The following is a 12684-nucleotide window of genomic DNA, read 5'->3' as shown; positions in this document are numbered from 1 at the left end:
CTTATTCCACTCCTTTAATAAAGTCTTCTATAATCGTAAGCGCTTGATGGTAGACCTCTTCAAATGACCGCTCTGCTTGAATGACCTTAATGCGTTCTTGTTCACTTTCAACAAGTAGTTTATACCCTTTCTCTACTTTCTTATGAAAATTCATCGTTTCTTGATCCAGACGATTCCAATCCCGCACTTGATCTTTCTTGACTCGTGCTAAACCAACTTCTGGCGAAACGTCAAAGTAAAGCGTTAAGTCGGGTAAATGACCTTCAACGGCAAACTGATTAATTTTCCATACTTCTTCCATTCCAATTCCTCGAGCATACCCTTGGTAGACAAGACTTGAATCAATAAAACGATCACATAAAACAATCGCACCTGACTCCATTGCCGGAAGAACTTTTTTCACGAGGTGCTCTCTTCTTGCAGCTGCATAGAGCAAAGCTTCCGTACGATCATCCATGTCTATTTGCTCTGTGTGAAGCAATAGATTTCTTATTTGCTCTGCAAGCTCAACCCCACCAGGTTCTCTTGTCCGCAATACCGTATACTTTCGTTCTTTTAACGTAGACTCAATTTTATCGACTACAGTCGTTTTGCCAGCTCCTTCGCCACCTTCGACTGAAATAAATAGACCTTTTTGCATTATTCTTCTCCTGATTTACGCTCAACTACTATTCCTTCATAGGGCTGAAATCCTTGGAAGGCAACCCCTGTAGAAAGGAACTGTTTCATTTGTTCTACGTGCTCCTCAGAAATTTTCTCTCCTTTTAAAAGGAGCGGAATACCTGGAGGATACGGAATAACGTCCGTAGCGGCTATTTTGCCAACAGCATCTTGTAGAGACAGAAGCTCAACGTTTTCTTTATTATCTTTGCTTCTTATTAATTCGGACAAACTCCCCTTAGCTCCTGCTTCAACATCTTTTTTTTCTTTAAGGGGTGTTAATTCTATCGTAACATGATTTAACCGTTTCTGCGTATCTGGATGTAAGCTAGATAGTCCTAAAACAAGCAACGCAACGTTCGGGTCTGCCATTTCAGCATCTATCCCTACTTGCTTCAATGCATTTAAAACACTCATTCCTGTACCACTATTTGTCGGCTTTACCATTAGTTTTAAAGGGTCTGTAAAGCGTGCTTCTTCTTCTACTAACTCTATATTTGGATGAACCTCTATCCATTCACACAGGTCTTTCCGTGCTTCAAGAGCTTCACGATAAGCAAGATGACCTTGTTCTTCTAGAAATGCCCTTGCCCCATCTAATGAAGCAAGCAAGATATAAGAAGGACTACTTGATTGAAACATTTGTAGCGCATGCTTTATTCGTTTTTTGATAAGTGGATCAATGGTGGTAGAAAAATGAAGCCAACCTGTCATCGTCAGAGCTGGTAGCATTTTGTGAGCAGACTGTACCACAATATCTGCTCCTAATTGTAGTGCTGATGGCGGACTATTTAAAGCTTCATTGCTCACAACAAAGTGGGCACCATGTGCTTCATCGACTAATAGAAGTAGTCCATGATGCTTTGCAAAGCGAAACGTTTCGCTATAATCAATCACACTTCCCCAGTAATTTGGATAGGTTAAAATAATTGCTTTCGCATGGGGATGTTGTTTGTACGCATGTTTTAGCACTTCACATGGTACGCCTAGAGAATGATTGGTGACGCTTGACCGTTGTGACGACAAGAACACGACATTTGCTTTACATAACTCTAATGCATGCATAACCGATTTATGACAATCACGCTCAACAAATACCGTGTCTCCTTCTTGTAATACACCGTATATCATTGCCAAATTACCACTCGTTGACCCACCGACTAGATAGCTTGTTTCGCCGGCTCCATAAAACTGAGCACACAACTGCTGCGATTCAGCAATGGCTCCCTTTGCATCATGTAAATCATCAAGCCCAGATAATTCAGTTACATCGTAAGGCAATAAATACTCAAATAAAGGAAGGTACGAATGCCATTTATGACCATTTTTATGACCAGGTACATGGAATGACAAAGGTTTTCGGTTCATATGAGCTTGTATAACATCTATAATGGGAGTACGTACACTCATGTGACACCCCCTTTTTGTTTTCTTACTCCTTCTATTTTAACGAAATATGTATTAGCCGTCACCTAAAAAAGACTTGTTTCAGGAACAAGTCTTCTTAATAATGTTTCCATATTTCTTTTACCGCTTGAATGTATCGATCGTATAAGTAGTGATCATTTTCTTCAACCATATTTCTCTCACATCGATTGCAAATTTCTGTACGACCTAAACGTAACCCCTTTTCTATAAGATCCCCACACACATGACACTCTTTATAAAGTTTAAATCGAATCGTTCGTTCTACTCTTTGCATAGATGCACCTCCACCATAAGTATCGCCCAGAATGCGCTCCTTATACCGACGAGAGGCATTATTTATTATTGTATGCGCAAACACCTATATAGGTGTTTGTATAACTTAAATTGTTTCTGCCAAACTTGAGAAATCGAGTACCTCATACGTTTGCTTCATCGTTTTGAAGGATTGAGTTCAATCTTCAAAAGCTATTTCTACATTCCTATCTTTCATTAGTAGCCGAGAATCCGGGCGCATTGAAAAAGGAATCCCTCTGCCTGTAGCGCCTTCACGTACGATAAATTTATCAGGTTGCTCTAATAAAGAATGAATTAAGGATTGTGCTCGGACCGAGAGATACAAAGGATTTCCCAATCACTTAAACGGCTATATGTGTCGCTTTCTTCTCCAGATTCTGCCCAGTCACAGTTAATCGCCTCTGATACTACCGCATCTATGGCACCAAACTCTTTACAGGAGAGAATTTGTTCTACATCAAGCATAACAGTAGCTAACTTCTTCGAAATCTCACCTGAACAAACTAGACCTTTATGATGAACGTAACAGTGATTAACATAATGACTAGGTGTCTGCTTTAACATACCTACCATATACAATGTACACAGCGCACGATCTAGACCAATTAAACCAAGGTTTTCCGTCGTCCCATGCAAGAAAGAACTTCGCCTTGCTGTCTCTTCAACAGCTCCCCAATCTAATTGTTCATCCTGAAGGATAAGAAGAATACCGTTTGAATGAAATATTTGCTATTAATCGTGCTTTCTTCATTCTTTATGAGTAAGGATTGTATGCCATGAGCGAAGGGTAGGGCCTCTATCTGACTCAAAAATGCCCCAGCTCGGAGTAAGCGTTGATTAGGGAAGAAGGTAGCTGTCAGTTTCCAAATTATGTATTAAACTTTAGTTTTCTAACTTCTTTTGTTTGAAAAAGACGTTTTTCAAACGGTAACATCGCTACTTCCTCAAAGAGTGGTTCGGTAAAAATGAATCATTCTCGATCTGTCTGACTCGCTTCTGTCGAAGCGTATCTCTTTTGCGCCTTTCTTTCTTTTCTACGCAAAAAAAGGCACCCTTTCAGGTGCCTTTCTGATTGCCTGGCAACGTCCTACTCTCACAGGGGGAAGCCCCCAACTACCATCGGCGCAAAAGAGCTTAACGACCGTGTTCGGCATGGGAACGGGTGTGACCTCTTTGCTATTGCCACCAGACTTATTTTGACGTCAGATCAACGGCGAATCTCTTCGTCCTATTTGTGTCTTTCTGTCAGTCACGTACGCAAGTACGCTCCTTCCTTCAAGCACTTCTAGTCCTCGATCTTCTTGTTGCTCTTTGTCAAAGGAATGAAATCCTTCTTGTTAAAAAGAATCGGTGATTCTTTCAAAACTAAATCAAATCATCTACTCAAACTCAAGAAATTTAGGATAAGCCCTCGACCGATTAGTATCAGTCCGCTCCATGTGTCGCCACACTTCCACTTCTGACCTATCAACCTCATCATCTCTAAGGGGTCTTACTGGCTTACGCCATGGGAAATCTCATCTTGAGGGGGGCTTCATGCTTAGATGCTTTCAGCACTTATCCCGTCCATACGTAGCTACCCAGCGATGCTCCTGGCGGAACAACTGGTACACCAGCGGTATGTCCATCCCGGTCCTCTCGTACTAAGGACAGCTCCTCTCAAATTTCCTACGCCCGCGACGGATAGGGACCGAACTGTCTCACGACGTTCTGAACCCAGCTCGCGTGCCGCTTTAATGGGCGAACAGCCCAACCCTTGGGACCTACTTCAGCCCCAGGATGCGACGAGCCGACATCGAGGTGCCAAACCTCCCCGTCGATGTGGACTCTTGGGGGAGATAAGCCTGTTATCCCCAGGGTAGCTTTTATCCGTTGAGCGACGGCCCTTCCATACGGCACCGCCGGATCACTAAGCCCGACTTTCGTCCCTGCTCGACTTGTAGGTCTCGCAGTCAAGCTCCCTTATGCCTTTGCACTCTACGAATGATTTCCAACCATTCTGAGGGAACCTTTGGGCGCCTCCGTTACTGTTTAGGAGGCGACCGCCCCAGTCAAACTGCCCACCTGACAATGTCCCTGACCCGGATCACGGGTCGAGGTTAGAATGTCAGCACCATCAGGGTAGTATCCCACCGACGCCTCCACCGAAGCTAGCGCTCCGGCTTCCAAGGCTCCTACCTATCCTGTACAAATGGTACCAACACTCACTATCAAGCTACAGTAAAGCTCCATGGGGTCTTTCCGTCCTGTCGCGGGTAACCTGCATCTTCACAGGTACTATAATTTCACCGGGTCTCTCGTTGAGACAGTATCCAAGTCGTTGCACCATTCGTGCGGGTCGGAACTTACCCGACAAGGAATTTCGCTACCTTAGGACCGTTATAGTTACGGCCGCCGTTTACTGGGGCTTCAATTCAGAGCTTCTCCCTTACGGGATAACCCCTCCTCTTAACCTTCCAGCACCGGGCAGGTGTCAGCCCCTATACTTCGCCTTACGGCTTCGCAGAGACCTGTGTTTTTGCTAAACAGTCGCTTGGATCTATTCACTGCGGCTCTCTCGGGCTTTAACACCCTAATAGAGCACCCCTTCTCCCGAAGTTACGGGGTCATTTTGCCGAGTTCCTTAACGAGAGTTCTCCCGAGCGTCTTAGAATTCTCTTCTCGCCTACCTGTGTCGGTTTGCGGTACGGGCACCTGTATTCTAACTAGAGGCTTTTCTCGGCAGCGGAGGATCAGGGATTTCGGACCCTTGGGTCCTTCACGGTCACAGCTCAGCCTTCACGGAACACGGATTTGCCTATGTTCCAGCCTTGCATGCTTCGACGCGCACAGCCAGCGGCGCGCTCACCCTACCTTTCTGCGTCCCCCCATCGTTCAAACAAATACGAGGTGGTACAGGAATATCAACCTGTTGTCCATCGCCTACGCCTTTCGGCCTCGGCTTAGGTCCCGACTAACCCTGAGCGGACGAGCCTTCCTCAGGAAACCTTGGGCTTTCGACGGAGGGGATTCTCACCCCTCTTTTCGCTACTCATACCGGCATTCTCACTTCCAAGCACTCCACTAGTCCTCACGATCTAGCTTCACAGTCCTTGGAACGCTCCCCTACCCAATCCCTACTGGGATTGCCATAGCTTCGGTGATACGTTTAGCCCCGGTACATTTTCGGCGCAGAGTCACTCGACCAGTGAGCTATTACGCACTCTTTCAATGATGGCTGCTTCTAAGCCAACATCCTGGTTGTCTAAGCAACTCCACATCCTTTTCCACTTAACGTATACTTGGGGACCTTAGCTGATGGTCTGGGCTGTTTCCCTCTTGACTACGGATCTTAGCACTCGCAGTCTGACTCCCGAGTTAAAGTTTTTGGCATTCGGAGTTTGACTGAATTCGGTAATCCTGTGGGGACCCCTCGTCCAATCAGTGCTCTACCTCCAAAACTCATCACTCGAGGCTAGCCCTAAAGCTATTTCGGGGAGAACCAGCTATTTCCGAGTTCGATTGGCATTTCACCCCTACCCACACCTCATCCCCGCATTTTTCAACATGCGTGGGTTCGGGCCTCCAGTCGGTGTTACCCGACCTTCACCCTGGACATGGGTAGATCACCCGGTTTCGGGTCTACGACAACGTACTTACTCGCCCTATTCAGACTCGCTTTCGCTACGGCTCCGCCTCATCAGCTTAACCTTGCACGTTATCGTAACTCGCCGGTTCATTCTACAAAAGGCACGCCATCACCCATTAACGGGCTCTGACTAGTTGTAGGCACACGGTTTCAGGATCTCTTTCACTCCCCTTCCGGGGTGCTTTTCACCTTTCCCTCACGGTACTGGTTCACTATCGGTCACTAGGGAGTATTTAGCCTTGGGAGATGGTCCTCCCGGATTCCGACGGGGTTTCACGTGTCCCGCCGTACTCAGGATCCACTCTGGAGGAAACGAAGTTTCAGCTACAGGGCTGTTACCTTCTTCGGCTTGTCTTTCCAGACAATTCACCTACTCCGTTTCTTTGTAACTCCGTATAGAGTGTCCTACAACCCCAAGAGGCAAGCCTCTTGGTTTGGGCTGATTCCGTTTCGCTCGCCGCTACTCAGGAAATCGCATTTGCTTTCTCTTCCTCCGGGTACTTAGATGTTTCAGTTCCCCGGGTCTGCCTCACCCTGCCCTATGTGTTCAGGCAGGAGTACCATCCCATTACGGATGGTGGGTTCCCCCATTCGGAAATCTCCGGATCAAAGCTTACTTACAGCTCCCCGAAGCATATCGCTGTTCGTCGCGTCCTTCATCGGCTCCTAGTGCCAAGGCATTCACCGTGCGCCCTTTCTAACTTATCCATTTTTACTTCAGATTCCCTTCGTATCTCTTCGTCTGGTTCCTGTCTTTCTGTCAGTTACGTAGCGAACTACGCTCCTTCCATCAAGCATTTCCCATCCTTGATCTACTTGGGTCTCTTTGTAAAACAGTTAACCTAAAAGGTTTATGAATTCTTGACGTCTCGTTCAAACAGTTGTAACACCGATGAACAAAACTAATTTGAGTTGATTGATTATGATTTAGTTTTCAAAGAACCATGCCTACAGGATGTAGGTACCAGGCGTTGCCACAGGACGTGGCGTTCTAAGCGTGGTATCCATTACCTTCGCATTTTCAATTGGAAGAGGAATTCTTCCAAAACTGAACAAAAGATCCAAAGCGCTATATGACCCGAGGTCATACATCGACTAGAGTAAAAACTCCATAGAAAGGAGGTGATCCAGCCGCACCTTCCGATACGGCTACCTTGTTACGACTTCACCCCAATCATTTGTCCCACCTTAGGCGGCTGGCTCCAAAAGGTTACCTCACCGACTTCGGGTGTTACAAACTCTCGTGGTGTGACGGGCGGTGTGTACAAGACCCGGGAACGTATTCACCGCGGCATGCTGATCCGCGATTACTAGCAATTCCGGCTTCATGTAGGCGAGTTGCAGCCTACAATCCGAACTGAGAATGGCTTTATGGGATTGGCTCCACCTCGCGGTTTCGCTGCCCTTTGTACCATCCATTGTAGCACGTGTGTAGCCCAGGTCATAAGGGGCATGATGATTTGACGTCGTCCCCACCTTCCTCCGGTTTGTCACCGGCAGTCACCTTAGAGTGCCCAACTAAATGCTGGCAACTAAGATCAAGGGTTGCGCTCGTTGCGGGACTTAACCCAACATCTCACGACACGAGCTGACGACAACCATGCACCACCTGTCACTTTGCCCCCGAAGGGGAAGCTCTGTCTCCAGAGTGGTCAAAGGATGTCAAGACCTGGTAAGGTTCTTCGCGTTGCTTCGAATTAAACCACATGCTCCACTGCTTGTGCGGGTCCCCGTCAATTCCTTTGAGTTTCAGCCTTGCGGCCGTACTCCCCAGGCGGAGTGCTTAATGTGTTTACTTCGGCACTACGGGCATCGAAACCCCTAACACCTAGCACTCATCGTTTACGGCGTGGACTACCAGGGTATCTAATCCTGTTTGCTCCCCACGCTTTCGCGCCTCAGCGTCAGTTACAGACCAGAGAGTCGCCTTCGCCACTGGTGTTCCTCCACATATCTACGCATTTCACCGCTACACGTGGAATTCCACTCTCCTCTTCTGCACTCAAGCTTCCCAGTTTCCAATGGCCGCTCGGGGTTGAGCCCCGAGATTTCACATCAGACTTAAGAAGCCGCCTGCGCGCGCTTTACGCCCAATAATTCCGGACAACGCTTGCCACCTACGTATTACCGCGGCTGCTGGCACGTAGTTAGCCGTGGCTTTCTGGTGAGGTACCGTCAAGGTACCGGTAGTTACGCCGGTACTTGTTCTTCCCTCACAACAGAGCTTTACGACCCGAAGGCCTTCCTCACTCACGCGGCGTTGCTCCGTCAGACTTTCGTCCATTGCGGAAGATTCCCTACTGCTGCCTCCCGTAGGAGTCTGGGCCGTGTCTCAGTCCCAGTGTGGCCGATCACCCTCTCAGGTCGGCTACGCATCGTCGCCTTGGTAAGCCGTTACCTTACCAACTAGCTAATGCGCCGCAGGCCCATCCCTTAGTGACAGCCGAAACCGTCTTTCAAAAGAGAATCAGGTGATTCTCTCTATTATCCCGTATTAGCTCCGGTTTCCCGGAGTTATCCCAGTCTAAGGGGCAGGTTACCTACGTGTTACTCACCCGTCCGCCGCTGACTTCCGGGAGCAAGCTCCCTTCTGTCCGCTCGACTTGCATGTATTAGGCACGCCGCCAGCGTTCGTCCTGAGCCAGGATCAAACTCTCCGTTAAAAGTGTTTGACTTGCTCATTTGCACATTTTAAAGCTGTGTCTAACTTCATTGACGAGATACCTTGTATCTCTTTTTACGCTTGGCTTTTGTTCAGTTTTCAAAGAACTCGTTTGCGCCTCGATCTCTCTTGGCGACTCAATCAATATACCATTTTCTTGCGTATAAAGTCAACAACTTTTTTTAAATTATAATTAAGTTGTTTGCGCCTCTCTTAAGAGGACAAGTAATAATATATCATAGCAATACAAAATAAACAACTAAAATTTTAGTTGTTTAAAAGATTTTTTTATTCTATTGATTGTCCTTTATAAAATAAGTTGCTGAACCGCGACTAACAGGGCCATACCTGGTAATCCTAACAAAGCAACAACCGCTGTAGTTGTTAAATTAATTGGTACAAAAAGCCCTGTCATCGTCGTTAATGAATTAAATAAAAAGAGAAACAATGCCGCAATAATAAATTTCACACCTAATCGACCGATAAATCGAAATGGCTTAACTGAAGCACCTACTAACAACAATAAGATAACCAGCGCCCCCAGCAATAACAATATCCAATCTCCCAAACCCAACCCCTCCTCACCGATAGCTCGTCTTGCTTTACTATATGTATAGAGTCACCAATTAGAACTTTATTTTTTCTCAATAAAAAAACTCCTGCACAAACAGGAGCTTCTTTCTTTCTATTTTCGTTTCCGTTCATGGCGCACTCTTGCTTCTCTAAGTAAGAATGAGTACAACATTTCAGCACGCTGTACATCAAAGTGCATGTCCTCAGATGCATCTAAACTATGTTCTAGCAACCCTCGTTTGTAGTCCAATTGCTCTTTCATCGCATCGACATAGTAGTAGAGTCGTTGATCCTCTTCTTTTCGAAGAGCGCCTTTTTTTCGTTTTCCAATCATTTTATGTCCACCTACAACTCGCGTCGACCTTCTATTGCTTTTGATAGCGTAACTTCATCCGCGTATTCTAAGTCTCCACCAACAGGCAAGCCGTGCGCTAATCTAGTTACCTTTATACCAGTAGGCTTTATCAAGCGGGAAATATACATTGCCGTAGCCTCACCCTCAATTGTTGGGTTCGTTGCAATAATCACTTCTTCCACTTGACCATTTTCCTGTAACCTTTTAATGAGCTCAGCCACTTTAATGTCTTCCGGGCCAATTCCGTCCATTGGTGAAATTGATCCGTGAAGAACATGATACAAGCCAGTGTACTCCCTCATTTTCTCCATTGCAATTAAATCCCTCGATTCTTGAACAACACATATGGTTGTTTGATCTCGATGGGCATCATCACAAATTTGACACGGATCCGAATCCGTTATGCTATGACATACAGAACAATACGTTAAATCTCGCTTAGCGTGAACAAGTGCTTTTGCAAAATCTAACACATCGTCTTCCTTCATATCTAAAACATAGAAGGCTAAACGACTTGCTGTTTTTGGTCCAATTCCTGGCAAGCGCGAAAATCCTTCAATTAATTTAGCAATCGGTTTTGGATATTGCAATCAACTTGCCTCCTAGAACATTCCCGGAATATTTAGCCCTTTAGTGAATTTCCCCATATCTTGCTCAACCAGTTCATCAACTTGCTTCAACGCTTCATTTGTCGCAGCGACTACTAAATCCTGTAGCATTTCGATATCATCAGGATCAACAACATCTTCAGAGATCTTCACTTCTAAGATTCGTTTGTCACCAGATGCGACAACAGTCACCATTCCTCCACCAACTGTCGCTTCAACTGTTTTTTCTTTTAAATCTTCTTGTGCTTTTGCCATTTGCTTTTGCATTTTTTGCATTTGCTTCATCATATTACCCATGTTCTTCATAAAATCAGCTCCTTAAGAATCAATTACTTCTATTAAATCTTCACCAACTAGCTTTACAGCTTCCTCCATAAAAGGATCTTGTGGTTGGTCATTCTCTTTGTCTTTCATATAATCTGTTTTTACTTGTTCCCACTGTGATTGCAGCAATGTGGAAAAATCCGATCGTCCACCATATACTTGTTGAAGCACTTGGTTCAGAACATCACGAAACTTTGTATCCATCATATCACGATGCATTTCATTTTGAAACGCCAAGAGTATCTTTGAGGAAGACGCTGCTACGGGCTTACAATCGTTTAACCATGCATGGGCAGGTACACTTATCGTTTTTAATTGTTCTCTCACATTCGCCCATTTGCTAACGGTTTCTTGCAGCTCATTCTTATCAGCTGTGGCAACAATCTCTTTCACTTGAGCCGTAATCGTCGACTTACCTTTACCACCACTGGATCTCGGACGAGTTTGAGGTTTACGTTGTGGCGATTGTTGCTCTTCGGCTGCAATCGGTTGCCCTTGTTTCAGCTGTGTTTGCAACTTCTCTATTTGCTTTCTTAACTCTTCTACATCTTGGTTTTGTTGCGGAGCTAAAGGAGCATCTTCTATTTCCATCACATTAATGATCGCCATCTCCAAAATAATTTTTGGTTTCAATGCCCATTTTATTTCTTGCTGGCTACTCGTTAACTTTTGTATAATGCGATGCAGTTTCCGCACCTCATACTGCTTCGCTACAGAGACAAACGATTCTTCCACTTTCGCTCTTTCCAATAAGTGATTCGCTTCTGGGGCTGTCTTATATAGAAGTAAGTCTCTAAAATATAAAATCAAATCCTCTAGCAAACGTTTCGGATCTTTTCCATTCCTTAAAGTCTCATCAACTGTTTCAAGTGCTAATCTGGCGTTATCTTGGGACAAAGCACCTACTAGATTATTTAATGCCTCTCTTGAAACAGAGCCTGTTATGACAAGAACGTCTTTCACAGCTACACGGTCTCCTGAAAAAGAGATCGCTTGATCCAGCAAGCTCAACGCGTCCCTCATCCCACCGTCAGCTGCTTGTGCAATCAAATCAATTGCATCCTCATCATAAGCTTGACCATTATGATCAAGGATACGCTTCATGCGAGAGACTAATTCTTCATTCGTAATCGGCTTAAAATCAAACCGCTGACATCGGGATAGAATCGTTAGCGGAATTTTATGAGGTTCTGTTGTCGCCAAAATAAAAATAACGTGAGCAGGTGGTTCTTCTAGCGTTTTCAAAAGGGCATTAAAAGCACCTGTGGAAAGCATATGAACTTCATCTATAATGTAGACTTTGTAGTCCGTTTCTGTTGGTGCGTATTTAACTTTTTCCCGGATATCACGAATTTCATCAACACCGTTGTTTGAGGCAGCATCAATCTCCATAACATCGATAATAGAACCATTCGTAATTCCAATACAACGACTACACTCATTGCACGGCTCAGCAACAGGTGCATGCTCGCAATTAATTGCTTTGGCAATAATTTTCGCCGCACTTGTTTTTCCTGTCCCTCTTGGACCGGAAAACAAATAAGCATGAGCCATTTTTTGTTGAAGTAACGCATTTTGCAATGTCTTCGTAATATGAATCTGACCTACTACATCTTCTAGCAGTTGAGGCCTCCATACACGATAAAGGGCTTGATAGCTCATGTACTCATCCAACCTTTCAGAGTCATGCCTTTATTATATCGTTTCCTTCTAAACGAATAAAGCGCTGGTCATCTTTTTATCTAAAAAACAGTAGAAAAAAAGCCCGCCATATCTAGCGAGCTTTTGGTTATTCTATAATTAAATACCGTGCACCTTTTTTCGATAACAACTTCATAAGCGTTACCTAAGCAGTTAGCTCGATCCAGGCACCTCTGCGGCACACGAAAGGATCCACTTACTGCTGCTTCCTTCCGGACCTGACAGGGTTCATGGGTTTCCGTTGCGCAGAACCCAAACGTCAACACCACTTACTTAGGGCAGTCCTTACAAAGCCGAAACCTCAAAAAGGAATTCAACCTCGCTACAGCGGATTGCGAGTTACAGGGCACCGCTACCTCCCCGTCTAGCACGGCAAAGTGTAAACATCGTTTATTGCACTAGTAAAATAGCGCAACTCTAAGTATACGTGATTCATGTCAAAAACGCAATG

Annotated in this window: 9 protein-coding genes, 3 rRNA genes and 1 other RNA gene; all 13 read right to left on the bottom strand. The window is 45.2% G+C overall.

Translation table 11 applies throughout. The features are described 5' to 3' along the window. Position 1: 1 nt before the first annotated feature. Positions 2-640 (bottom strand): dTMP kinase, encoded by a 639-nt coding sequence (gene tmk / locus PQ477_RS07825; protein WP_035395079.1) that lies wholly within the window; start codon positions 638-640, stop codon positions 2-4. Next, entirely contained in the window at positions 640-2070 is a 1431-nt protein-coding gene (locus PQ477_RS07820) for an aminotransferase class I/II-fold pyridoxal phosphate-dependent enzyme (RefSeq protein ID WP_035395077.1), read from the bottom strand. Before PQ477_RS07820 ends, tmk begins: the two co-directional genes overlap by 1 nt. 94 nt (positions 2071-2164) lie before the next feature. Then, on the bottom strand, positions 2165-2362 hold the full coding sequence (locus PQ477_RS07815; protein WP_035395075.1) for a sigma factor G inhibitor Gin: 198 nt from the start codon (positions 2360-2362) through the stop codon (positions 2165-2167). Between the two features lie 314 nt (positions 2363-2676). After that, entirely contained in the window at positions 2677-3018 is a 342-nt protein-coding gene (locus tag PQ477_RS07810) for a hypothetical protein (protein ID WP_035395073.1), read from the bottom strand. 438 nt (positions 3019-3456) lie between these two features. Continuing rightward, a 5S ribosomal RNA gene (gene rrf, locus PQ477_RS07805) occupies positions 3457-3572 on the bottom strand. A gap of 209 nt (positions 3573-3781) precedes the next feature. Further along, positions 3782-6718, bottom strand: a 23S ribosomal RNA gene (locus PQ477_RS07800). A 407-nt stretch (positions 6719-7125) separates the two neighbouring features. Next, positions 7126-8673: ribosomal RNA gene (locus PQ477_RS07795) — 16S ribosomal RNA — on the bottom strand. The 16S, 23S and 5S rRNA genes sit together here, the layout of an rRNA operon. Positions 8674-8979: 306 nt before the next feature. Then, a complete protein-coding gene (locus tag PQ477_RS07790) occupies positions 8980-9240 on the bottom strand; it encodes a pro-sigmaK processing inhibitor BofA family protein (protein WP_035397834.1) in 261 nt (86 codons plus the stop codon). Positions 9241-9357: 117 nt separating this feature from the next. Continuing rightward, positions 9358-9579 (bottom strand): YaaL family protein, encoded by a 222-nt coding sequence (locus PQ477_RS07785; protein ID WP_035397837.1) that lies wholly within the window; start codon positions 9577-9579, stop codon positions 9358-9360. 11 nt (positions 9580-9590) lie between these two features. Beyond that, entirely contained in the window at positions 9591-10190 is a 600-nt protein-coding gene (recR, locus tag PQ477_RS07780; RefSeq protein ID WP_035397839.1) for a recombination mediator RecR, read from the bottom strand. 12 nt (positions 10191-10202) lie between these two features. After that, on the bottom strand, positions 10203-10514 hold the full coding sequence (locus tag PQ477_RS07775; protein WP_035397842.1) for a YbaB/EbfC family nucleoid-associated protein: 312 nt from the start codon (positions 10512-10514) through the stop codon (positions 10203-10205). A 12-nt stretch (positions 10515-10526) separates the two neighbouring features. Then, on the bottom strand, positions 10527-12194 hold the full coding sequence (dnaX, locus tag PQ477_RS07770; RefSeq protein ID WP_144557371.1) for a DNA polymerase III subunit gamma/tau: 1668 nt from the start codon (positions 12192-12194) through the stop codon (positions 10527-10529). A 145-nt stretch (positions 12195-12339) separates the two neighbouring features. Beyond that, positions 12340-12606, bottom strand: an RNA gene (gene ffs / locus PQ477_RS07765) — signal recognition particle sRNA large type. Positions 12607-12684 lie beyond the last annotated feature (78 nt).

The sequence above is a fragment of the Shouchella hunanensis genome, assembly GCF_028735875.1.
Taxonomy (GTDB): Bacteria; Bacillota; Bacilli; order Bacillales; family Bacillaceae_D; genus Shouchella; species Shouchella hunanensis.
This window is presented reverse-complemented; position numbering and strand designations above follow the sequence as displayed.